Consider the following 24355-nt stretch of genomic DNA (forward strand, 5'->3'; position numbering starts at 1 on the left):
GTTCCAAACCACTTCAAATATAAACTCAATTAGGGTATCTTTAAAAAAGCCGTCTCTATTTCTTTTTTTATTTTTCATGTTCTAACTCCCAATTAATTAATCGTTGTTTAACTATTCTGACTCGCAATAACAATTTCAATCCTTTAAATAAATTCTACTTTTATTTTCTATTTCCTTCTTCCGCTAACCTGCCCGTTACTTGAATAAGAAAAAATGATCCCTCGATTTTGAAGAATCGCCCCCGTTACTTTAAGTGAATTGATTCACAATCTTACTGGGAATTTACCTAAAAAAGATGAATTAGCTTAATAAAAAAAGGACTCCCTTTTTGGGAATCCAATTCATTCAGTGCCACTTTGGTTAAAGTCTAATCTTCTCGGTTCGCAACACTGTCATTAGCCTCATTGGCACCTTCGCCGACTTTGTTACCCATCGCTCCTCCTGCAACAGCTCCTGCAACGGTACCAAGTGGACCAAGAACAGAACCCAAAGCAGCTCCAGCGGCAGCACCGACACCAGTTCCTACCGCTTCGCCAGCATCATTATCGACACGGTTACGTTCGTTTTTATCAGCCACTCATCTCACTCCTTATTTAGAATAGGCAAGTGCTTGCCAGCACAATACCGTTACATATTTTTCCCTATAAGGACAGATTTACTCTAATTTAAAATCTGTCCATAAAACTTTGCTATTTTCACTTTCCTTCACGTTGTACAATAAAAAAAGCTGCCATAATGACAGGTAAATCTTAAACTATTGCACCCTTTAGTTTAAGTACAATCCTTCACAAACTTTCTTAATGAAATAACAGTAGACCTTTAACTTAGCTATTCGTCCGCTTTTTTTCGATAATCAATGTTATATACTTAGATTACTTATTTAAATCTTTCTTTTCTATATACTCTAGGAAGCAATCCTGAAGCTCGCCCTCAGTATCAATAGAGTCAAGAAGCAATTTTGGTTCAATTGGACAGTCTAATAGCGTCGAACTCCCGTCAATTATCCCAAGCATATTTGAAATCGTATCATTCATTGTTTGTTCAATAATTTTGAAAAGAACGTCTTTATTTTCTTCTTCTAAACTATTGTATAAACCTAGAGCTTTTGTCCAGTAATCATCAGTGTTATTAATGACATTCGTTGTTTCGTATAAGCTTTTGTAAAGCTCAAGGTTTTCTTGAACTATTGACTTGTAAAGAGATTTAACAAAATCTTCATTCATTGAAACCCCTCATTTCTGGATATAGAATTCCTTTATTTATCCAAATTATAGCTCATTTAAGGTTATTCTTCTTAAACTGCCCCTTTACTTTAATAAGGAAAAAGCTTTACTCGTTATTGAATTAAAGCCCCTTTAAGATGTTGATTTTTCTAGCTTCTTTTTTAACTTTTTAAGGGCTGTTTCCCTTGCTTTATATTCATAAAACCCTTTTTCAACATTTAGTTTTTCTAAAACTGGTATTGCATCCGCACTTCCAAATCTCCCTAACCCTTCGATGGCGTGTCCACGTACTGTAATATCTTCAAGACAATCAATTAATACCTTATAAGCCTCTGGACTTTTGGCTCTTGCCAATGTACCCATTAACATTTGTCTTGATGAGCCAAACTTAGAGTTTTTACAAATTTCTATTATTGCTGGGTACGATGCTTTGTCGTCTATAATGTACAAAGCATTTCCGACTGCCCATAAATCTATTTTTTCTCGATTGTAATCATTGAAGATTGACAAAAGAAAAGGTACAGCCTGTTTATTTCCTTTCTCCGATAAACAGCGTGCTATCCAAGTTTTCTTACGAATGTCTAATTTAGGTGCATATTTTAATATGATATTCACAAATGGTTTTACAGAAATTCCACAGTTGACTAGTACACTGGTTGGATTCATAGGTGTGCCATCTAATCCATTTTTGATAGGTACACCTGCATCTGATAACTCTTTCTCCAATAGATCCATAAATTCATCGCAAGTTTCTCTATGCATCGGGACCTCCTACTTCTCATACTTTTGATTCTTATAACAATTCGGCAGTTAAAATGAAGAATCCTTCTTGAACTAAACTGACCGTTAGTCCAATAAGCAATGCTCCAAAAACCTGTATAAATATTAGTATTTGTACGGGTTTTCTTTGAGAGATATCTCATTAAGAATATTAAACATGCTGCAAAAACATTTATGCCCACCATTTCTGTCAAGTTGATGCGGAGTAGTAGCTTTGCAAAATAATGTTTTCATTATATTGAACGCATCCCTCCACTATTTAGATATTGGTCCATGTTTCTGGCAAAACATGGACATACTAGAACATCAACTTTTGGATATTAAAAGGTAGCTAAAACACTTGAAAAAAATAAGCCCCACAACCATGTTGGCTTATTTTTTTCTTTCTTCTATAAGTCCTTCTTTTATACTCTGGCTTGGATTAGATCCTTCCCTCCTGAATTTGCTTGAGAAACTGGACGGCTGACAATAATTTAAAGCCTTTTAGCTTAGGAATCATGGCTTCGAGCATCACGACCGCCTCTTCCCTTTTGCCGTCATAAACGGCTTGATCAACTTCTAGCGTTTTTAAAAGGTAGATATCTTTAATCTTCTCCTTATGCTGTTTGAGTGCTTCTGCGTCGCCTTCACTCATTGCGATATACGCCAAGGCATACCACTTTGCATTATTTTCGCCTATTTGCCTTAGCAGTTCTTTCGCTTTCCCAAATTGTTTTTGCTCCAAAAGCAGCATCATTTCAGCGATCTTTTTTAATTTTCCGAAACGGATTTTCCCCATTGCTTTTTCAGCTTCTGACAAATCATAATTAAGAAAGTGATAAAGAAATTGCAAATACGGTTTTTTCGATTTCTTTAAAAAAGTCATCATTTTTTTGGTGTCTCTTCCGAATAAAAGCGGGTTTCGAATCAGGAAAAACACAAGTATGACAGCCATAACGCTGCTGTACATGATCCATATCGGAACCTGGAAAACCCCCATTAATAAAGCAAATATAAAAACGATTAGCAAAAACCAAATCATAAAAATCCTCCCCCAAAAAGTTTCTCTATTTTATATGAAGATTTCCCATTCTTATTTAACTAACCTCCCGTTAGTAGAGTGGAAAAGAACGTCGCCACTCAATTGCTCTTCGTTCTAAGTTATTAACAAAATCATCCTTACCACTGCTATATCCCTCAATATCTTTAGGGAACTCATTAGCAAGTAGTTCCTTTAACTTTCCATATTCAATTGCGTCTTTTTTATGTAATATCAGATAATCACGAACAGCTAAATGTCTTTCAATTTCAATGCCATTATCAAATTGAAAAATATGTATTTGGTGTGTCCTATTTTCTCCACCTTTACGGAAATACCTTCTTCCTTTAATCCCTAATTCCCCAAGAGGCTCATAACCTATTTCAATCATCTTTTCATTAAACCTATCAACACTTTCGATATTTTTAACTATTGGCATCATGTCAATGATTGGTTTAGCTTTTAAACCTGGAACGGCAGTACTGCCAATATGATGAATTTCAACGATTTCATCTTTAAAAATTTCACGAATTTCTCTTGCTTCAGTTCTGAAAAATTGAATCCAGTTTTCATCATAGTCTGTAACAATAATATTCATTGCACGATTAACCATTACGATTCACCTTCCTATAACCATTATATTGGGAGAAATTCCTTCGCTAATCAGCCTGCCAAAATCGAACCATACAACAACCGATTTTTTTATGGTACTTTAAAAGGTCAAAATATTGCTTACAGATAGTTCAGTATTGTTGCTGCAATACTAGTAATTACTCCTAAGATAATCCAAAAGATCACCCAATACAAACGCTTAACCCACTTTTTCGCCAATTTTTCTGTAATAACCTGATCTTCATCAAGATTTTGAACTTCTTTTTTAAAACGATATAACTGCACAGGTCCTGCCACTAAACAAATAACAGAAATAATTAATCCAAAAGTTTTAATCCATTCCATAAAATATTCAACTACTTTCAAACAATTGGTTAGCAATTCCTTTACATATCATAATACTGATTTTCTTATTTCCGCTGTCCCAATAATGCACCCGCTTGTTGACAAAAATTAGAACAAAAATTGAAGCCACTTATGTTCTGGTTCGTGCAATTCTAAGGCATTTCGAAGCCATTGTTTCTTTTTATTATCGAGATAGTCCTTTATTTTCATAAAATCTTGATGGTCTTTTTCTCTTGTATTCTTCGCCTTATATAAAAGTACAATTTCAGGATTTAGATAAGGAATACCTATTTCAGAATTACTCCAAACTGAATTAATTGGGCAGAAAATCCTAAAATCTCTTCTGAATTGCCAATTATTATCTTCTGTTTCGTTTAGAAGTATTTCAATTTTATTTCCATTTAACCTATTCGAAGCGTGTATTTCATGAATTGGTAACTTTAAAGGCTCACTTTCCCAAGGATGTAATTTCCCTTTTATGACTTTTTTAAATTCCCATTCTTTAAGGTAATCTTTCAAATATTGTTGCTCTTTACGGAATATAGCAATCTCTAAATCTTTGTGTTCCCTAGTTTCTTTACCAATAAAAAGGTCAATGGCCCATCCACCAGCAATAAACCATGATTTGTTAAATCCTGACATTAAAGATGTAATACTCTGGCATTGTTCAAATGACATATAAACCCCCACGATTAAGAAAAATTTATGACCTCTCATTTTTTGTATATGTAAATGCGGCTAACATAGACAGTTCTCCTTTTCACTGCATTCTACTAAAATAATCTTAAATTAAATCGTTAGCAATGTCTCCAACCAACTAATAATAAAGTGACAGAGGGACAGGTTCCTTGACCCAAAATAGCCTCGGGACAAGGGCCTGTCCCCTTGTCCCCCATTGGGTGGGGGAAAATGAAAAATCATCTTTTATATATTGAGGACGATCAGGAAATTGATGCTTGGGTTAGTGAGGATTTAAGTGAGCGGGGCTATGATGTAATCTGGCTTACTTCGGGGGATGGCGCGCTTGATCATATGGAGGATATCGACTTAGTAATCCTTGATATTATGCTTCCTGGATTGGATGGATTCTCTATCGGCCAGCGGTTAAAAAAAGAATATCCAGTGACGCAGATTCTGATGCTTTCTGCTAGAACGTCTATTGTTGATAAATTGCAAGGTCTTCATTTTGCCGATGATTATGTGACGAAACCATTTCATCCTGATGAGTTGGCGGCACGTGTGAAAGTGCTGTTAAGACGGTTTGGCAAGATTTCACCGCCCCTTATTCAACTTTCACATCTTAGCATTTATTTAGATCAAAACCGCATTGTCGATACAAGATCGAATCATGAAATCGTTCTAACGGACAATATCCGCTCGCTACTATGTTCTGGGTGGATGGAGCAGGTAAAACCAAACTAGTACTTTCCAAACAAAAGGATATTCCGACTCAACGGACCTTAGAAAATAGCATTGAGTTTATGAACCATAGCGATGGGGATCCCCTTAATTTTGTGTCATTTATTGGCGGCGATCGGAGGCAAGGATTTATCGTTTTCCAAGTATCGCTATCAGATACAAAACTTCCGATCATGTCCTTTATAGATGACAAGTTATTGGTGATATATGCTTTTCTCGTATTTGGTCTCTTTCTATTTCTCTCGTGGATATTTTTCTTCAAGATCCGTAAACGGCTCGTTCATCTCCAAACCGCCATGACGGAAACGACGGAAAACGGAATTCCCGAAAAAATCGTTGTCGATAAAAAAGACGAAATCAGTGGATTAGGCAAAGCGTTTAATCATATGATCGATGAACTGACAAAAAGCAGGCAGCATGAACAAGAAGAAGAAGCGCTGCGCAAACAGCTGATCGCCAATATATCCCATGGCTTACGAACACCTCTCACAGCCATTCGTGGACATGCCTATTCATTACAAAAAGAGCCTTTGTCGTCCAAAGGCAAAGATTCGCTTCATGTAATTGAAGACAAGGTAGATCTCTTAAGCCATCTGCTTGAAAATCTCCTTTCCTACACACTAATATCAGCAGGAAAATACACATTGCAAAGAAAAGAAACGGATATGATTCGATTCATTCGTGAATCAATGGCAGGCTGGTATCCAGTATTTGAGAAAGAAGGATTTAAAGTAGATGTTTATCTGCCCGAAAAGGCTATGATCTGGAATATCGATCCCCATTGGTTCATGCGCATCATAGATAATCTCTTCCAAAACGTACTGAGACACGCTAAATCTGGGCGGTATGTCGGTGTCCGAATCGTGGATTTTGAAGGAAAAACAGCCATTCTAATTGAAGACAAAGGCCCTGGCCTGGATGTAATTGCAGACAAAAAGGGTGCCGGCATCGGCCTTTCCATCGTTTCACTAATGCTTCAGGAAATGCAACTAGACTGGAAAATTACAAGTTCAACAAAGGGTACGCAAATTTATCTGTACGAAAAAAAGGAACATGAAAACAAGAATTAAACAAAATTTAAACGAAACCCCACCCTCATTTTAACCTTTACTGATTAGGATGAAAGTGGGGATATTTGTATGGTTTAAAAAAAGGAGGATTGTTTAAGAATGAACGAAAGAACAATCAATGTAGAGGCTCATACAGAGAGGCTGAATGCCTTTGAACGATTGACGAAGAATGCAGTCTGGCCAGGTTACCTCGGTTGCATATGGGCAGTCATGTATACCGTTTTTGTCCGATTTTATCAAGCTGCCGGTGGAACTTTAGGTCTTCCGGGGCAGTTTGAGGATCCCAAAGCTGTGTCCATGGGAAGCTATTTTGCAGGCGTCTTAATCATGACCTGTGGGTTCATTTTAATTGCTCTTGTCAAGCCATGGGGAAGGGTCGTCCCGGTATGGGTGCCGTTCATTGGAGGACGAAACATCCACCGTCTCATCATATTAATCCCTACCCTTGCCTGCACTGCTTATTTAATTGCACATGGAATCAGCGGGATCATTACAAAAGCCCTTCTTCTAGCAGGTGTCATTACCATTCATTTCACTGGCTGGATTTCACTTGATGTCCACAGCTTGGCGTTATGGAGTCTTTTGTTTTATGAGCCGTGGTTTGTTATCATGGGCATTTTGTCCAGGTTAACAGCTGCCCATTATGCGCAAGCTTCCGGTATTTCGCTTTCTTCATTTAGACGATGCTTGGTCATCTATTTCATTTCCGTTTTTCTACTAACGGTGTTTTGTGTATTCTATATGATTTTTAAACTCTCATAAAGGGGATGTATTTCTTAATATGGATTCTAACAATCGGGATATTATTAGGGAAGAAGTGGTTAAAGGAACTGGATCGTCTTTTCGAATGTTGGCTGCAATGGCGGCGTGTACACTAACTCTGGTATCTGTTTCATTCCAGTTGTTTTCTTTCGACAAAGCCGACTATACTGGGGGATTTGCGCCCTTAGGGGTTACGGCATTTACCGCACATAGCGCGGTTATCGTAGTGCTGATGATGATTGGTTGGAATCGCCGGCAACCCTTACCACGTTTAATGGTACTCATCCTGGCGTGGGGCTCCTCCCTCTTACTTATCTGGTCCTCGGCAGGGATTGTTTTTGATGTGCTTCGTACCGCGGACGTCCTCGGAATTCCTGGTTTACCGCCCATTGTTGACTGGATAGGTTTTGGGACCCGAATGATAAGCCTCATCGCGGTAATATTCCTTGCTTCATCTACCGTTCACTTTCAGCGTGTTTCCCTTGATCCGTCTAGTTATGTGTATAGAGATAAAGATCCAAACGACCGCAGACGGGTCATCATTCATGTGAATCTTGAAAAAGTGGAGAAAGAAATTCTACCTCTCTTCGCTTCTTTAGCCAATCCATGAGGGAACTATTCGAAAAATATAATGATCAGGAGATTAAATTTCTTTTTGATTTTGTAGTCCGCAGCCAAGGTATACTTCGTGAAGAGTCAAATAAATTAAGATAACGTGGAAATCATTCAATTGGTAACCTTGCAGATGAAGTCAGAGTAGGCATCCATGTATTTGAAGAGAGATGTAGGTAATTCAAAAAGGCAAAAAACGAACTTCCACAATCGGCGCTATTGTGTAAGAGAATCATAGGTAGATAATGATCAAACTATTAAAGACAGTAGAGCTATCACTCAATCGAGTATTACGAAATCCCTCCTGAATCTTTTACATCTCAGGTGGGATTTTCATAATAAACCTTTTCGGGGGGATATGCAAAAATACCCTTGTATGGACTAGGATGTATAAAATCGTGCATAATCGATAAAAAACGAAAAAGAGCCAAACCCTTTATAATACTGGGTTTGGCTCTTTGTAGGTATAATGTCGGGAACAGATTACTTCTATGAGCATGCTTATTACTGGGGAAGAGAACGGACCTTGGCTTCTGGAACATGGACATACGCTACAGGTGTCCGGTGGGGATCTTTTGGGAATGAGAGAATTTCTTCTTTAAGTGTAGCTCCTTGGTCTTGGATCAAGCTGTATCAACATAATAATTATGGCGGTTATGCGATTACATTTAGCAACCGATCAAGTTATAGAATATTTGAACAGCTAACTATTTATCGAATGCCTAACGGTAAATCATGGAACGACCAAGTCTCCTATATTAAAACTGGAAATTACTAAAATGAAAAGCAGCTTTTTAGTCTAACAGGAAATATTCATAGAAAAGGCAGACCTTCCCTAGATCCGTCACATGTTAACTAGATTTGTATATAATATTCATTTGATTTCTTTTTTAATTTTTCCTCAGAAAATCAATACTTTAGTAGCATTTTTGCTTAGTTGCTGTCTAAAAAAATGGTCGTTTTTATAAATGTAAAATAGTTCCTTAGTACATCGTAAAACAAATTTTCACATGGTAAAGTTTAGCAAAAGGAGTGTTGTTATAATGAATAAACTATTGAATATCATGATGATAGCTACTCTTGTCGTTGGTCTGTTTTTTGCAATTACACCAATAAATAAAGCATTTGCCCTATCTTATGATGGTTCAAACCCTGTTTCAACAGGTTGTGCAAAAGATGCAGTCACCAAATCCTATAGTGGTATTGCTGACAGATACGATAATATTTATGGAAAAGTGGAGCTAAAATGGAGTGCGAAGTGTCGAACATCTTGGGGTAAAATAACGCTTTATCGTGCCGCTCCGTACGATAAAGGTTCTTACTATGCGCTTGCAACGGTGTGGAGTTACAATAGTAATGGTACTTTAAGAACGAGATATAATTGTGCTGATCGTGGTGGTAACGGGGCGATAATGAAAGGTCAAACCTCCTGTTATACCCCTCAAGTGTATAATGGTGCTGGGTATAAAGCTAAAGCTAGAGGGATTATCAATTGGGATATAGCCTCAGGAATGACTGGTTGGTACTAATCTGCGAAGAAATTTTGCGTCCTTCAGCCAAATAAGATTTAGAAGTTATAACTCTGATAATCCATATATATTTTGTCTTGTTTGCATAATCGGGCGCTTTTCTTTAGCAAGAATTGCGCTCCTTATTTTTGTATTGGGCCATATTGGCCTAGTGACAGGGTAGCTGCTCTAATCCGCAAGACTTTTGGGGAAAACCAGCAACCAAAACGACAAAAATAAACCCCTTGAAATTTCCATGTGAGTCCTAATTCATCACAATAAACATCTGCTTCAATAAAACAATTCTTCATATAAGCCTACTATATTTCAATCTACCCCAGCTACGCTGGTACTGGGCCAAATACGAAAATTTCATTTAATTTGGCTTCCACGGCAAAACTATGAAACTTACTTTGTGTATACTTTTATTTATTTAGTCGTATTTATAAGCATAAATGCATGATATGAACCGAGGAGTGGTTGTATGAATGGTTTCTCTTTTATGGAAAAAGCAATTGAAGTGGCTTTAGAAAATGTCATGTCCAACCACGGTGGACCATTTGGAGCCATTGTTGTTAAAGACGGTAAAATAATTGGTACCGGCCGAAATGTAGTTACAGCATCAAATGATCCAACTGCACACGCTGAGATGCAGGCCATAAGGGCAGCTTGCCAATATTTAAACGACTTCCAGCTTATCGATTGTGAGATCTATACGAGCTGTGAACCTTGTCCGATGTGTATCGGAGCAATCTATTGGGCGAGACCAAAAGCTGTTTATTATGCATGTACGAAGGAAGATGCAGCGAAAATAGGTTTCGACGATCAGTTTATTTATGAACAGCTTTCTCTTCCAATTGACCAGCGTAATATTACTATGAAACAAATTTCTCCAAATCAATATGAATTACCGTTTAAAACATGGGAAAAATCAAAAGATAAAAAACATTACTAATCTGAAATAAGGGATGGTGTTTATGCGGAGAAATCAATTAACGAAAAGATTCTCTGTTGCATCAGGAAGAGGAGCTGCGGATACAGTTATTAAGAATGGGAAAATTATTGATGCCTTTAACGGTGATTGGAGACATTGCCATTGTTGATGCGTATTTCAGATTTGAAAAAATTTATCTTTGTGCACATTGGAGGAGTTCTATGAGAAAAATTCATTTTACTGTTAATGGTGCTCCCTGCTCTATTACTTGCCATCCTGCTAAAACACTGTTGGATGTTCTAAGAGAAGATTTGGATTTGACAGCAAGTAAAGAGTGTTGCGGTAAAGGAGAATGCGGCTCATGTTCTGTCCTTGTTAATAATGAGGTGGTTTGTTCGTGTCTGATTCTTGTTGGGCAGGTGGAAAATCAAAATGTTATTACTTGTGAAGGAGTCGGATTAACTCCTCATCTGGATAATATACAGGAGTCCTTTATTGAAGAAGGCGCAACTCAATGCGGCTACTGTACTCCAGGTATCATCGTATCCGCAAAGGCCTTTCTCAATGATGTAGATTATGTTCCTTCTGTTGATGAAATTAAGACTGCCCTTGGCGGGAACCTTTGCCGATGTACTGGATATTCGAAAATCATTCAGGCTGTAAAAACAGCAGCGGAGAAGAATCTTAAAGAGCTAGGAACAGTATAGAGTTAATGGGTGTGACAGCCATTCTTCTTGCAGCCGGACAGTCAAGCCGTATGGGCAAAATAAAAGGTCTCCTTCCTTGGAAGGGACTAACATTATTTGAGCACCAGCTAATGACACTAGAAAAATCATCCGTGGAAGAGATCATTGTCGTAGTTGGCTATTAGGCAGAACAATTTATGAAACTAGCAAAATATTCTCAAATATAGGAGGACCGTTCACCATGCTAATCTCTGAAATTGATCTCGTCTCCCCTGTCTCTTTACAAGAATGCTTAAAGCTGCTATCCGATAAAACCATTGACTATAGATTGATAGCGGGAGGGACTGACGCAGCAGTAAGGATGAAGGAAGGAAAATGGCGTCCAGAAGTTTGGATAAACATCAAAGGTTTACATGAATTGCGCTACATTTCAGAAAAGGATGGAGCCATCCACATTGGACCATTAACAACACACACTGATATCATTCGCCACACCCTACTTCAAAAGAAAGCCGATGTATTAGTGGAGGCTGCCCGTGAAGTAGGTGCAACTCAAATGCAAAATATGGGAACAATCGGGGGAAATATCGGGACTGCTTCACCTGCCGGGGACACCATCCCAGCACTTTATGTACTCGGTGCAGTCATTGAGCTGCGCTCCATTACTTCTGTACGACTGGTACCAATCGAAGAATTCTTTATAGGCCCAGGAAAAACCATTTTAAAGAAAAAAGAAATGATTACAAACATTATGATCCCACCCCAAAAAGCAAATGAAATCGGTATTTTTCAAAAGCTCGGTCCAAGAAAAGCACAATCTATTTCGATCGTGAATGTAGCTATTTCGCTTTTAATGGGTAAGGATCGCAAATGCCTGGGCGGAAAAATTGCCTTTGGGGCAGTAGCACCCACCATTATCAGGGCAAAAAAATGTGAGGCATTACTGACACAGCAGCCTTTGACAGATGAAATGATTCAAAATATCGGAAAAATCGCCTGGAAAGAGGTGATGCCGATAACGGATGGAAGAGCAACTGCCGCATACCGAAGAGATATGGCAAGCTCTCTGCTCGAACGCGGATTATTTCGACTTTTAAGGAGGTGGGAAAACGATGGAGAAAAATAATATTGAAGCCTTAAATTGGGTAGGAAAAAGAGTCAAGCGAATTGATGGACCCGAAAAGGTGACAGGTGAATTAAAATACATGACCGATTACCAGTTCGACAATATGCTGTGGGGAAAAGTTCTTCGCGCAAAATACCCTCATGCTAAGATAAAATCAATAAATACAAAAAAGGCTGAACAACTGTCAGGTGTTGTAACTGTGCTTACGCATCAAGACATCCCTGGATTTAACGGCTTCGGCATCGTAATTCCCGATCAGCCGGTACTATGCTCTAAAGTCGTCCGGTGTACGGCTGATGCGATTGCTTTGGTTGCGGCAGAAACCCAGGAAATTGCAGAACAGGCACTTGAATTAATCGAAGTTGACTATGAACTGCTCGAAGTGATTTCAGATGCTGAACAGGCAATGTCACCAGCAGCTCTTAACCTCCACCCTGACGGAAATATCCACAGCCACGTAAAAATCAAAAATGGTGAGATTGATCAAGCCTTTCAGGAAGCAGATATTATCGTTGAAAACACCTTTTACTCCCCTCGCCAAATGCATGCTTTTATTGAAACAGAGGGCGGCTGGGGTGTAATGGATGAGGACGGCTCCATCACCATTCGCTGTCCTGGCCAATATGGCTATCGCGACAGAATGCAAATCGCACGTGCGCTCGCTTACAATCCTGAGCGGATCCGAGTCATTTCCAGTCCGATCGGAGGAGCTTTTGGCGGAAAGGATGAAATAACAGTCCAGATATACCTCGCTCTTCTAGCTATGCATACAAATGGCCGTCCTGTAAAAATTCATTACAGCCGTGAAGAATCGGTCATTGCTGGGATAAAACGGCATCCTTTCAAGGTTCATATGAAAACAGCTGCAAAAAAAGACGGCACTTTATTAGCAAACGAAGTTAGGGCTGTTGCTGATACAGGAGCTTATGCATCGCTTGGCGGAGCCGTTATTGCACTTGCAATTGAACATTCATGCGGTCCTTATAAAATACCAAATGTAAACCTGGAAGGGTTTTGTGTATTTACGAATAATGGGATAGCAGGAGCTTTTAGAGGATTTGGAGTCAATCAAGTCTGTATGGGCATTGAAACTCATTTAGATATGATTGCAGAGATGCTCTGTATGGACCCTATCGAAATTCGCAAGAAAAACGTCTACCACCAAGGAGAAACTTCAAGCGTAGGGCATATCGTAAAAACGAGCGTAGGTACTTTTAAAACCCTTGAGACCGCAGAAAATTGTGATCTATGGAAAAACAGGGAAAAATACAAAGCTGATGTCAGTGAACCTTGGAAAAAAAGAGGAGTCGCCCTCGCTACCTCCTTTCATGGAATTGGCATGGGAATAGGATTGCCTGATTATGGCGCAGCAGCCATTGAACTTTTGCCTGACGGAAAATTCCTTGTTGCAGTGGGCTGTGAAGAAATCGGCGGAGGAAATGGCACAGTCTATGCGCAAATAGCGGCTGAAATCCTTAAATGTGATATAAGCCAAATTAAAGTGGTTCAAGGCGACACGTCCAAGACGATTGATGGAGGTACTGTGACCGCATCCCGTTCTACCTATACAGGAGGCAGAGCTGTTGCTGCTGCAGCACCAAATATGCTTAAACTGCTTACGGAAACGGCCGCAGAAATGCTTGAGGTTCCTGTATCAAAAGTAGAAGTTAATCCTAATAGTATAGCGTCAAACGAATCATGTCTAACATATAAGTCTATATTTGATTACCTCTATCAAAAAAGGAAACAAACTCGAGTTGAAGGTCACTTCTCCCTTCCAAAAGAAAAGAAAGAAATTGAAGGTTCAGGCGGAGCACCTCATCATATATACGGCTATCTGACACATGTTGTAATGGTAGAGGTTGATACATTAACAGGTGAAACAGACGTTCTTCGAGTTGTATCTATTCCTGATGCAGGCAAGGTGATAAATCCGCAGGGACTAGAGGGTCAGGCAGAAGGCGGAGCTGTTATGGGTATTGGCTACACATTGTACGAAGATGTATTAATTGAAGAAGGCTATCATAAAACACGAAACTTCACAGACTATATCATCCCTACCATTCGAGAAACTCCACTAATTGAAACATTTCCAGTCGAGGAAGCTGAACATTCAGGACCATTTGGTGCGAAGGGTATTGGAGAAGTTGTAATGATCCCGATTATTCCAGCTATCATGTCTGCTATTTATGATGCAACAGGCGCAAGGATCAAGCATCTTCCTGCAACACCAGAAAGAGTTTTTAATGCATTAAAAGCCTTAAAAAATGAAAATATCCAATCTGCAAAGTGACCCGAAATGATGAATGAGAGTATGTATGAAAAACTCATTGAAGCACTTAATGATCGAAAAAATACATTCTTATTAACTATTACCAGCCACCCTGAAAAGCAATTAATTGGCGCCAAAGCTCTAATATGGCCTGATGAAGATTTTTATACTGAAGACCCTATTTCGTTAATTTTAAACAAAATTTTGATAGAAAAGTGCGAAAAGCTAATAAAAAAAATCGGTCCGGAGGTTGCTCAAGGTTTAGCATTCGGTTTTATCTCATATACTGTATTAAAGCTGCTTACTGGAAAAAGAAATCAAATTCAATGGATTATGTATTTCGTCAGTATTGCTTTCATCATTAACTTTATTATGGGCGGGCATTAATGACACAATTTCTTAAAAAAGGAGGAGTCCTTGTTGAAGCAAACAATGGAACAGCTGAAAAAGAGAATTGATGTGGCAGCTAAAAGAACTCCTGCCGATCTTGTTATAAAAAACGGGAAAATCGTTAATGTTTTTACTCATGAAATTTTGGAAGGGGATTTAGCCATTGCAGATGGCTATTTTGCCGGGATTGGCAGATATGAGGGTTATGAAACAATAGATGTCTTAGGAAAATACATTGCCCCTGGATTAATTGATGGGCATGTTCATATTGAGTCTGCAATGGTGACACCTGCAGAATTTGCTAATGTAGTTCTCCCAAAGGGGGTAACGTCTGTCATTGCAGATCCTCATGAAATTGCAAATGTCAGCGGAGCACTGGGTATAGAATATATGATCAAATCTTCTGAAGGAATTCCGCTAGATGTTTTCTTTATGCTTCCCTCCTGTGTTCCTGCCACACCTTTTGAAAACGCAGGAGCTGTATTGAATTATGAACAATTGGAATCGTTTTATGCGCATCCAAGAGTCCTCGGTCTTGGGGAGGTAATGGATTACCCGGCTGTTTTTCATAATGAAGAAAAAATGCTTAACAAGCTTGTGTCTGCCTCTTTAAAAGGAAAAAGGATAGATGGGCATGCCGCAGGAATCGATTCAGACGGTATTAACATTTATATGGCTGCAGGAATCCGAACTGATCATGAATGCGTTACTTCTGAAGAAGCATTAGACCGGCTGCGTAAAGGAATGTACGTCATGCTGCGGGAAGGTTCGGCCGCAAGAGATTTAACAGCCCTTTTAAAAGCTGTTAATGAGAAAAATGCCCGCCGCTGTATGTTTGTAACCGACGATAAACATCTAGATGACATCATCAGTGAAGGCAGCATCGATCATAATGTCCGGGTGGCCATTAGAGAAGGTTTAGACCCTCTTCTCGCTATACAAATGGCAACTTTGAATGCAGCAGAATGCTTCGGCCTTAAACATAAGGGGGCCATTGCTCCGGGATATGAAGCCGATTTTATAATTATTGATGATCTTAAAAATATTCAGATTGATTTGGTATTTAAAAGTGGGAAGCTCGTGGCCAAAAATGGAGAAATGGCTACAAGGACAAAGTCAACAACTTCTCCTTCTCCTTCAATTATTGACAGCATGAGGCTTAATCTGATTACAAGAGAGCACTTACAAATTAAGCTTTACGATGATAGCTTGGCCAACATTATTGGCATTATTCCAAACAGCATTGTGACAAAACATCTGATTGAAAAAGTTGATTTTATGAATGGCTTTTTCCAAAGCAGCACAGAAAAAGACTTTTTGAAATTAGCAGTAATAGAAAGACATAAAAACACAGGTAATATTGGTGTAGGAATCATAAATGGATTGGGGATAAAAAACGGGGCAATAGCTTCAACAGTCGCTCATGATTCCCATAATGTCGTGGCAGCAGGAACAACAGATGATGATATCATAAAAGCCGTAACAGTAACCGCACAAATGAATGGCGGATTGGCAGTCGTTCAAAACGGGAAAATATTGGCTTCTCTCCCACTGCCAATAGCTGGCCTAATGTCTGATAAGCAATCATCAATCGTAAATGAGAGGTTAATGGAATTAAATAAGGCGTTAAGGAAAATCGGCTGTACGATGGAATTCAATCCGTTTTTAACCTTATCGTTTTTGGCTCTTCCCGTTATCCCAGAACTAAAGCTAACAGATATAGGATTGTTTGACGTAAAAACGTTCAAACATATCGACGTGAATTACAAACAGGAAATTTTTTAGTTATTTTGAAATAAAGTTGAACTGTTTATAAAAAAAGGACTACTCATCATCATCATCATCCAAATGCCGTAATCTTCACATAAGTTACCGATTCATGAATGTGCCTGGAGCCCGTTGATCCTTAACAGGCTCCTGCTACTTGGTATTTATCGTTGCTCATGTTATTCACAATCACCCAATTGCCGAAGCAAGGTGTAAAATAATATCAAAAGTTTCTTTTGGTTGAAAAATATTATTTTGCCAAAATACGCATCAACACATCCACATCTGGCAGACCATACTCTTCATCCACCTCATCCTGAGTGAGAAGACTGTTGATTATGGTAAAATACCAGGACAACATCCTTCGTGATTCCCCCAGTGAAAATTCGCCTATCTCCTGACCTTTAACGAAGATAGGAATCAGCGGATCAAGAAGAACATTAGTGGAAATCTCTTTAAAGATCTGAGTGACCTTTTCCGGGACATCCTCCGCCTTGCGAGCTCGTTCCATTAGCATAAATGCGTACATATTGTTTTCATCCATCATATGTTTTGTTAAGTTTCTAATTTGTTCGAAGGGTGTTCCAGGCAAGTATTGGACATGCTTGATTTCCCTTCTAGCTTCCTCCATCAATTCTTGCACAATCGTTGTGAAAAGCTCCTTTTTAGAATGGAAATAGCGGTAAATAAGTCCTTCGCTAATACCTGCTTCCTCGGCAATGATGCTTGTTTTCGTTCCAGTATACCCACGGCGGGCAAACACTTTAAGTGCCGCCTGCTTTATTTGCCCCCTGCGTTGGTCGCGGATTTGATCAAGCTGTTGTTTGTTTATTGGAGACAATCTTTCCAACCTCCAGATCTTTCTAAAATGTTATGTCCATTATACCATTATTCTGGAGAAGTTTTAGTTGAGAGTTGGGGAAGCTAAAGGACGAACTCTCGTTATCAACTCCTCAAGGAACTGATGGGCACGGGCAAAGCATGCCAAATGGCCAGCGTTTTTGATTAGAACAAATTCCTTATGAGGAGCTTCAATCTCGTTGTAATAAACTTTTGCCAGTTCAGTTGGAGTGATAATATCGTTTTCTCCATGAAAAATAAAAACTGGCAGCTCAAATCGCATCCCTAATTCTTTAAAATCAAAGTTTTTTAATTCATCAAATAGATGGCCAAGGGAATAATTCATGCCTTTAAAAATATCCATCATATCACGTATTTTATGTTCCGGAGAAGAAAGCATAGATGGTAAAATTAAGTCTGTAATCATATTTGGTACATCATTAATAGCTTTCACAAGAATTCGATTCCTCTTGTCGAAGTCCTTACGACTCCACTGGGATTGATCCGCTCCCATTTTTTCAAGCAATTGAGCACCCTTCGTATTTCCTGCTTTGCGGACAGCATTCATTGTTATTTCATACAAAAGATTTTGCAAATCCGGGGCATTCTGATCCGTGCCTACATACGCATAATAAAGATCCGGTCGATGCTTTGCCATTATGCCACCAATCAGACTGCCCGCAGAACTTCCAATGAGAATGACTTTTTGATGGCCGAGCTTTGCAGTCAAGTATTCGGTTACCTCTATTCCATCCTGTGCAAGGCGATCAAAAGTGATGGTTCCGCTTCCGTCTTTTCCATTCTTGCCGAATGTCTTTCCTGCGCCGCGCTGATCCCATTGAACGACAACGAAGTGCTTTTCCCATGAGCGTAATAATGGACTGAAGATAGTATAGGTGGAAGCCGGTCCCCCATGGATCAATAATAAAATAGGGTTGTTCCGATTCTCACCGCGTATGGTGATCCATTGGTCAATGCCGCCAATTTTCACATAACAGCTTTCGACGATGCTGTTCGGTGTATTGATCTGAAGTAGCTTAGTATTCTTACTCTGGTTACGCTTTCGTAAAAGGATTTCCCGCAGGATATTGGTATTGCTCATGTGTACATACCCTCTTCCTTTGTTGATGAGTGAGTAACTCACTCATTTTTATAATGAAGTATTTCCAATTGACTGTCAATAATAAATTTTGGGGTACAGTTTACAGGTTCCTTGTCCCAAAATAGCCAAGAATCTTTTATTAGGTAAAAATCACTCAAACAAGTATCCTTTCATTGATACTCTTTCAGCTTACTTTTCATTTAGTTTTCACATATGCATTCATAAATAGAGGGACAAGGTTCTGTCCCCTTGCCGTTTAAATAAGCCCTTTTAACCGCTTAATTACCGAATGAACGGTTAATCTATGAAAAGTGATAAGTTGTCCCTTAAAAATGACGGAAAATATACCGTAAGGAGTTGGAGAGATTTCCATTAATTCTTCTCTATTTTTTAAATCAATTATTTTAACCTCAATACCCAATTTATTTGCACCAGTAATTATATTTTCTGTTGCGATTTCTACATACGGACATTGAAAGGACCTTATGATTGTAAGGTTATGGAACTTTTCAACTCTCTCATCCCAGTTATTAGGAAAGTAAGGTAATGGCGTATTATGATCAAATTGATATGCAAGTAGCTCAAAGTTATAAGTTGCCCTGTCAACTAAATCAAAGTTATTCTTGATGAAGATGTCCTTACTTGGTGCCCAAGAAGTTTCAGGATTTGTCACAACTACTATACCTAGCTTAGATTGCTTTTTTGCATCTTGAAGACATTTATTTATCAGTTTTGTACCGTACCCTTTTCCATTTTCACTTACCCAGAGACAATGGATTACCAAATAATTATCGGCATGAACTACCCTGGAAGAAAACTCAGCTTCCGTGTATTCAATAAACCCCACTTGTTTTTTATTTTCTATCAATTGTACATATCTTAAGCCTTCTTCAAATCTATCATTAAGCCACTTATTTTTATTTATATATCCAATCGAATTTTTTTTACTTCGAAGGCAATAACTGCCCATTCCTTCTAGGATTTCAGTATTTAGTTCAACCATTTGAGTATCTTCCAAAAGACCCCTCCTTTTTCTATATACAAAAATTCCTAATTCTTAAATAAAGAAAATACAAGGTAAATGGCTGCCCCCCACATGACTAAGGCTGATAGTTTATTCAATACCAACATAAATCTCCCGGATTGATCCAGTTTTCCGCTTATCCGTCCAGCTAGGGCAAGCCCAAAAAACCAAATCCATGAAACCAAAATGCAGGTAACCGCAAATATGACTTTTTCTTCTCCCTGGTATTTTAACGAACTGGTTCCAATGACACCGATCGTATCCATGATCGCATGAGGATTCAGTAAGGAAACAGACGCCGCAAACAACACTTGCTTTTTAAACGGGAATTTCTTTGCTACTTCTTCCTTGTCCTGACTTGGTTTGCTGTTCCATGAGAGCCAGCCCATATAGATTAAAAAGACGGACCCGCCCACAATCAAAATCGTTTTAATCCAAAAGGAACCAAGAATGATGAAGGAAACCCCTAAAACAGCCACCAAGATCAATAGGGTGTCACACAATGAAGCGGTAATCACAACGGGTAATGCTTTTATAAAACGCGGTTGTAATGCCCCTTGATTAAAAACAAAAACATTTTGAACCCCAAGCGGAAGAATGAGCCCAAGAGCAAGAATAAATCCATGAATAAATGAAGCTAACATCAACAAATCTCCCTATCTAGCGTTATATGTATCTAATCGTATTGTAAGTAGAATTGTTCGAAATGTCTCCAGCCAAATGGATGGTTTTTGAACTATTCTTATTTGTCTCTGCTGAAAATTCGGTACCCATGCTATGCTTTAGCAAGTCTTAAGCAAAGTTTATAAATGGTAACTCATTATGATAAGCTCACCTTTTCCCCCCATCCTTCGTTCACCCTCATCGACATATCCACATTTTTGATATAAGCTTTGTGCTGCATCATTTTGAAGGTTAACAGCTAATACAATTTCATTTATTTCTCGATAATGCTCCTTAACAAAATCGGGCAATAACATTAATGCTTGGTGGGCATACCCTTTACCTTGATGACGAAAATCTGTTGAAAAAGCCCTTACCAAAATAGCGTTATGATTATTTGAATACGGCTTTATTCCCTCATTTCTGTGGAGAACGAAAAATGTAACCAGTTCATCCCCCTCGAAAGCTAAGATTGAATCCCGATCTGAATCTTCATTAGAGAGTTTTACACTGTTAACTGGTGTACCAGTAAACCGAAGTTGTTCCGCCGTTAATGTATATTGGTCAATCGCATTTCTGAATCTCTCATTGTAAAAATAAAGTTGCATCTTCTTTCCACCTTCCACGAAAAAACTTGCTCTTATTGTAATAGATTCTATTTAAAAATCATAATATTTCTACTATCTTTATGCTGCCTTTTTAAAAATGTTTGTCAGAGTCATTCAAGGCTAGTAGCAACTGTTTGATTATCCGGCAAAAAAAGAACCCTAGACTTTTCGTCTCAGAGTTCTGATTGAATAACAACATATAAGGTTATTATCGTATTACTTTCGTCCAACTAATCCCCAATAAACAACTAAACTAAAAGCCGAGATTAATGATAGAATTAATAGGATATTGCTATATAAGGATGCATTTGCAAGATGGATATATCCTAATAGACTGTTTTTCATAGAAGGTGAATCCATCATCGCAGCTGTATAGGCAATCCCTATCGATGCAGCAACATTCAAAACGAGATTATAAAATCCAACCGCAGTACCGGAATTTTCCTTCGCAATCGTGCTTACGCATGAATCTATCATTGGTGCATACATAAGTGCAAAGGAACTGGAGAATAAAATCATTGAAATTACAAACACAACCACCGAGCTTTGGACAAAAAAGCCACCTAATAATACACTAACAGTAATGCCAGCCATGGCTACAATAATAGATTGCTTACTTCCAAGAAATTGAGCAATTTTTCCGGAAAGTGCTCCAACAGTTGCGGATAAAACATAGGCAGGAATCAATAATAACGAAATCGTATCCAGTTTCAAGCCATAAATGTTTTCAAGCAAAAATGGAAACAGGAAAATATACGCTAATTGAACTGAGTAAATGACAAAAGCTACAGCAAGAATTGATACAAAACGCTTATTTTTAAAGAAGGAAATATCTATAAATGACTTTGAATTCTTGCTGATATAAGCAAGGAATAGCAATATTGCCACAATAAAAACGAGTAAATAAATCCAGTTGAAGTTTGAAATATACAACATTAGAAATGCGGCGATGACACCAACAAGGAACAAGCCAATAACATCAACATAGCCGCCCTTTCCGTTTTCCTTCGGAAGATATTTTAAGATAAAAGGAAGAAGAACGATGGTGATAAGGGCTACTAAAAATAGACTTGTCCAATGTAAATACGTCGATACAAACCCACCTGCCAATGAACCAATAACAAGTGATAGGGCGTAACTGCTCGTACTGAATCCCAAAAATTTCTTTTGTTCATTTTGCGGTAAATGTTTCGTAACATAAATTACGTATAATGTTTCGGCTGCAGCTAGCCCAGCTGTTTGAATGATACGTGCGATAACCACAAGCGTAAATGAATGTTGAAACAGATAGCCCATTACTGAACCGGCACAAATTAAGATGATACCAATGCTCAATAGTCTTCTAATACTGATGGAGTCAGCCAAAGCGGCATAGACGACGGCTCCAATGCCAATGACAAGACCAGCCAAAGTGGATTGCCAGCTAACTGTTGTCGCAGAAATGCCAAAGTCTTTGGCCATATCTACAGAAATAATTTTAAATGAATTGTCGATTACCAAGCACAACACAAACAATAATAATAAAACCGGGACAGCCTTTTTTATCGTAACGTCTTGTGCTTCTGCCTTATTCATACTAAAGGTAGCCACTGCTACACTTCCCCTCTCCATTGCCACAGTTCTATGATGTGAGCAGAGCCAGGCTTCCCGCCGCTCCGCCCCTTTTCCATACAAAGATGTGATTTACCTAAGCAAGCTCCAAGGCAATTTCCATCATATTTGTAAACGCAGTTTGTCTTTCTTCCGTTGTTGTTTGTTCATGTCTAAAAATATGATCACTTACGGTTAGAATGGTCAATGCATTTACTCCGGCATGGGCAGCATTCATATAAAGTCCGGCTGTTTCCATTTCGGCACATAAAATGCCCATCTTACTCCATTTTTCCAATGCTGTTTGATCGGCATTATAAAAGAAATCACTAGAAAGCACATTTCCAACATGAACAGGAAGACCTTTTTCGTCCGCCACTTTCTTCGCTTTTTCTAATAGTGAAAAAGAAGCAATATTCGAATACTGTCCTGGAAGATTGTATTGCTGTACATAGTTAGAATCAGTTGAGGCACCCATGGCAAAGACGATATCATACAAGTTCAATTGATCCTGAATCGCTCCACATGACCCAATCCGAATCAAATTTTTCACGCCAAATATATGGATAAGTTCCCATGAATACAAACTCATGCTCGGTGTGCCCATGCCCGTTCCCATAACGGAAATTCTTTTTCCTTTGAATGTGCCAGTGTAGCCAAACATATTACGAACATCATTAAACTGGACAACATCTTCCAAATAGGTTTCTGCAATAAATTTTGCCCGCAAAGGATCTCCCGGTAAAAGGATTGTTTCGGCAATTTCGACACCATTTGGTTTGATATGAGGTGTTTCTTTTAATTCAGTTGTACTCATGATGATTCTCTCCTTTTGATTAAATAAGTGATCTTGTTTCCGCTTTCAAATAATGCATTGGATGACGCTTTGATTAAACAACGTTGTATAGTTGTATAAATAGTTGTCTATTATTTTTACAACCAAAGAATAACATACAATTATTCTGTAAGCAACAATTATTTTTAACGATAGTTTTTGCTTTTTTAATCAAAAGCTGTGTTAAAAGTGAATGTTGATTTCCGTTCCAGGCGCTTCGCTTTCCGCGGGGCGGGCGGTGAGCCTCCTCGGCGCTAAAGCGCCTGCGGGGTCTCACCTGTCCCGCTGCTCCCGCAGGAGTCTCGCGCCTTCTACTCCAATCAACATTGCGCTCAAAATCAACAATGTGCTTTAACACAGCCTAATCAAAAAAAAAACAGTGCATTTCATAAAGAAATGACACTGCTTTGCTAGTCGGTGAAAGGATTATTTGGCTGCATTAATTCTAATTTTACTAAACTCTTTTGGTATATAGTATTTGTTATAAACAACGGGATATTGGTCGCTAATATAGACGCTTTCCAGAATCAAATCACATTCCTCGCCCTTAAAAAGTTGATATTTCTGGAATGTTTTATTCACGGCAATTGAACGTTTGATTTCAATGGTTGACGAATTAGCAAGTTCATATACTTTCTCTTCAAGCATGGCTAATAATTGCTTATCATTTTGCAAATCTAGATTTAATTCTGTCACGGTTTCGACTGCCATCATTGTAAGGGCATAGGCCACCACTTTTTCTCCACTTTTATACCAGCGTTCACATGCAACAACTGCAGCCATCTTTTTCCTTAATACTTCCTCTGCATAGTCGCTGACTAAATCAATCCTGAAATTCAGATCGACTTCATCAATTTTTTCCGAATGGCATTTATAAAGCGGATTTCCAACTTTCTCGAGGCCTACTGTCTGATGGTTTTGATGGGACTTTGTAATAAAATTCCCTTTCCCATGGACATTTCGGACCAAGCCATCATCTTGCAAAAGAGCCAAAGCCTGTCTCAGTGTCATTCTGCTTACCCCCAACTTTTTAGCAAGTTCAGGTTCCGTAGGCAGTCTGCTATCTGGTGGAAATGTCCCCTCCATAATCAGCTTAAACAGCTTATCGTAAACAATAATGTATAATGGCTTTTTTGATTTAGTCAAATCCTCTTGATTGAAATTCATGC

At 38.6% G+C, this 24355-nt stretch carries 28 protein-coding genes and 1 pseudogene; 14 read left to right on the forward strand and 15 right to left on the reverse strand.

Features of this window, described 5'->3' with window-relative positions:
* Positions 1-367: 367 nt before the first annotated feature.
* The 7 genes from ACFVSW_RS14370 to ACFVSW_RS14400 form a co-directional block, all read right to left on the reverse strand.
* The gene (locus ACFVSW_RS14370; RefSeq protein WP_387317155.1) at positions 368-577 is read right to left on the reverse strand and encodes a glycine zipper domain-containing protein; all 210 of its coding nucleotides are present in this window, start codon (positions 575-577) and stop codon (positions 368-370) included.
* 295 nt (positions 578-872) lie between these two features.
* Positions 873-1223, reverse strand: a complete 351-nt coding sequence (locus ACFVSW_RS14375) for a transposase (RefSeq protein WP_387317157.1) — start codon at positions 1221-1223, stop codon at positions 873-875.
* 132 nt (positions 1224-1355) lie between these two features.
* Complete coding sequence (locus tag ACFVSW_RS14380) at positions 1356-1985, reverse strand: HEAT repeat domain-containing protein (RefSeq protein ID WP_387317159.1); 630 nt, start codon at positions 1983-1985, stop codon at positions 1356-1358.
* Positions 1986-2424: 439 nt separating this feature from the next.
* Positions 2425-3024 carry a hypothetical protein gene (locus ACFVSW_RS14385; protein ID WP_387317162.1) on the reverse strand — a complete coding sequence of 200 codons (600 nt, stop codon included), beginning with the start codon at positions 3022-3024 and terminating at the stop codon, positions 2425-2427.
* Between the two features lie 70 nt (positions 3025-3094).
* Complete coding sequence (locus ACFVSW_RS14390) at positions 3095-3634, reverse strand: GrpB family protein (RefSeq protein WP_387317163.1); 540 nt, start codon at positions 3632-3634, stop codon at positions 3095-3097.
* Between the two features lie 119 nt (positions 3635-3753).
* A complete protein-coding gene (locus ACFVSW_RS14395; protein ID WP_387317166.1) occupies positions 3754-3978 on the reverse strand; it encodes a hypothetical protein in 225 nt (74 codons plus the stop codon).
* A 108-nt stretch (positions 3979-4086) separates the two neighbouring features.
* A complete protein-coding gene (locus tag ACFVSW_RS14400) occupies positions 4087-4656 on the reverse strand; it encodes a nucleotidyltransferase domain-containing protein (protein ID WP_387317167.1) in 570 nt (189 codons plus the stop codon).
* Positions 4657-4887: 231 nt separating this feature from the next.
* Here ACFVSW_RS14400 and ACFVSW_RS14405 point away from each other — a divergent pair.
* The 14 genes and pseudogenes from ACFVSW_RS14405 to ade all read left to right on the forward strand — a co-directional run.
* Positions 4888-5343 (forward strand): annotated as a pseudogene (locus ACFVSW_RS14405) (response regulator transcription factor); the annotation flags it as partial.
* A 149-nt stretch (positions 5344-5492) separates the two neighbouring features.
* The gene (locus ACFVSW_RS14410; protein ID WP_387317170.1) at positions 5493-6467 is read left to right on the forward strand and encodes a HAMP domain-containing sensor histidine kinase; all 975 of its coding nucleotides are present in this window, start codon (positions 5493-5495) and stop codon (positions 6465-6467) included.
* A 99-nt stretch (positions 6468-6566) separates the two neighbouring features.
* Positions 6567-7229, forward strand: coding sequence for a DUF3995 domain-containing protein (locus ACFVSW_RS14415; protein WP_387317173.1), 663 nt, complete (start codon positions 6567-6569; stop codon positions 7227-7229).
* Between the two features lie 19 nt (positions 7230-7248).
* A complete protein-coding gene (locus tag ACFVSW_RS14420; protein WP_387317176.1) occupies positions 7249-7839 on the forward strand; it encodes a hypothetical protein in 591 nt (196 codons plus the stop codon).
* 528 nt (positions 7840-8367) lie between these two features.
* Entirely contained in the window at positions 8368-8619 is a 252-nt protein-coding gene (locus ACFVSW_RS14425) for a hypothetical protein (protein WP_387317178.1), read from the forward strand.
* 265 nt (positions 8620-8884) lie between these two features.
* Complete coding sequence (locus ACFVSW_RS14430; protein ID WP_387317180.1) at positions 8885-9370, forward strand: DUF2690 domain-containing protein; 486 nt, start codon at positions 8885-8887, stop codon at positions 9368-9370.
* Positions 9371-9833: 463 nt separating this feature from the next.
* Positions 9834-10304, forward strand: a complete 471-nt coding sequence (locus ACFVSW_RS14435; protein ID WP_387317182.1) for a nucleoside deaminase — start codon at positions 9834-9836, stop codon at positions 10302-10304.
* Between the two features lie 22 nt (positions 10305-10326).
* A complete protein-coding gene (locus ACFVSW_RS14440) occupies positions 10327-10452 on the forward strand; it encodes a hypothetical protein (RefSeq protein WP_387317185.1) in 126 nt (41 codons plus the stop codon).
* A 52-nt stretch (positions 10453-10504) separates the two neighbouring features.
* Entirely contained in the window at positions 10505-10990 is a 486-nt protein-coding gene (locus tag ACFVSW_RS14445) for a (2Fe-2S)-binding protein (RefSeq protein ID WP_387317186.1), read from the forward strand.
* A gap of 11 nt (positions 10991-11001) precedes the next feature.
* Positions 11002-11154, forward strand: coding sequence for an NTP transferase domain-containing protein (locus ACFVSW_RS14450; RefSeq protein WP_387317189.1), 153 nt, complete (start codon positions 11002-11004; stop codon positions 11152-11154).
* A gap of 56 nt (positions 11155-11210) precedes the next feature.
* Positions 11211-12095: an FAD binding domain-containing protein gene (locus ACFVSW_RS14455; RefSeq protein ID WP_387317192.1), complete on the forward strand. Its 885-nt coding sequence runs from the start codon at positions 11211-11213 to the stop codon at positions 12093-12095.
* A complete protein-coding gene (locus ACFVSW_RS14460; RefSeq protein ID WP_387317194.1) occupies positions 12082-14388 on the forward strand; it encodes a xanthine dehydrogenase family protein molybdopterin-binding subunit in 2307 nt (768 codons plus the stop codon). The genes ACFVSW_RS14455 and ACFVSW_RS14460 overlap by 14 nt, the downstream gene beginning before the upstream one ends.
* A 6-nt stretch (positions 14389-14394) precedes the next feature.
* Positions 14395-14754, forward strand: coding sequence for a hypothetical protein (locus tag ACFVSW_RS14465; RefSeq protein ID WP_387317197.1), 360 nt, complete (start codon positions 14395-14397; stop codon positions 14752-14754).
* A 45-nt stretch (positions 14755-14799) separates the two neighbouring features.
* On the forward strand, positions 14800-16542 hold the full coding sequence (gene ade / locus ACFVSW_RS14470; protein WP_387317408.1) for an adenine deaminase: 1743 nt from the start codon (positions 14800-14802) through the stop codon (positions 16540-16542).
* 232 nt (positions 16543-16774) lie between these two features.
* On the opposite strand, the gene ACFVSW_RS14475 is transcribed toward ade, so the two are convergent.
* From ACFVSW_RS14475 to ACFVSW_RS14510, 8 genes are all read right to left on the reverse strand, one after another.
* Complete coding sequence (locus tag ACFVSW_RS14475; RefSeq protein ID WP_387317199.1) at positions 16775-17365, reverse strand: TetR/AcrR family transcriptional regulator; 591 nt, start codon at positions 17363-17365, stop codon at positions 16775-16777.
* A 63-nt stretch (positions 17366-17428) separates the two neighbouring features.
* Positions 17429-18466, reverse strand: coding sequence for an alpha/beta fold hydrolase (locus ACFVSW_RS14480; protein WP_387317202.1), 1038 nt, complete (start codon positions 18464-18466; stop codon positions 17429-17431).
* A gap of 256 nt (positions 18467-18722) precedes the next feature.
* Entirely contained in the window at positions 18723-19469 is a 747-nt protein-coding gene (locus ACFVSW_RS14485; protein WP_387317411.1) for a GNAT family N-acetyltransferase, read from the reverse strand.
* Positions 19470-19516: 47 nt separating this feature from the next.
* Positions 19517-20134 carry a LysE/ArgO family amino acid transporter gene (locus ACFVSW_RS14490; RefSeq protein ID WP_387317205.1) on the reverse strand — a complete coding sequence of 206 codons (618 nt, stop codon included), beginning with the start codon at positions 20132-20134 and terminating at the stop codon, positions 19517-19519.
* A gap of 159 nt (positions 20135-20293) precedes the next feature.
* Entirely contained in the window at positions 20294-20761 is a 468-nt protein-coding gene (locus tag ACFVSW_RS14495) for a GNAT family N-acetyltransferase (protein ID WP_387317207.1), read from the reverse strand.
* Positions 20762-20977: 216 nt separating this feature from the next.
* Entirely contained in the window at positions 20978-22336 is a 1359-nt protein-coding gene (locus tag ACFVSW_RS14500) for an MFS transporter (protein WP_387317414.1), read from the reverse strand.
* Positions 22337-22448: 112 nt separating this feature from the next.
* On the reverse strand, positions 22449-23168 hold the full coding sequence (gene deoD / locus ACFVSW_RS14505) for a purine-nucleoside phosphorylase (RefSeq protein ID WP_387317210.1): 720 nt from the start codon (positions 23166-23168) through the stop codon (positions 22449-22451).
* A 444-nt stretch (positions 23169-23612) separates the two neighbouring features.
* Positions 23613-24353 carry a GntR family transcriptional regulator gene (locus ACFVSW_RS14510; RefSeq protein WP_387317212.1) on the reverse strand — a complete coding sequence of 247 codons (741 nt, stop codon included), beginning with the start codon at positions 24351-24353 and terminating at the stop codon, positions 23613-23615.
* Positions 24354-24355: the final 2 nt, after the last annotated feature.

This window comes from Neobacillus sp. NPDC058068, assembly GCF_042885335.1.
GTDB lineage: Bacteria > Bacillota > Bacilli > Bacillales > Cytobacillaceae > Neobacillus.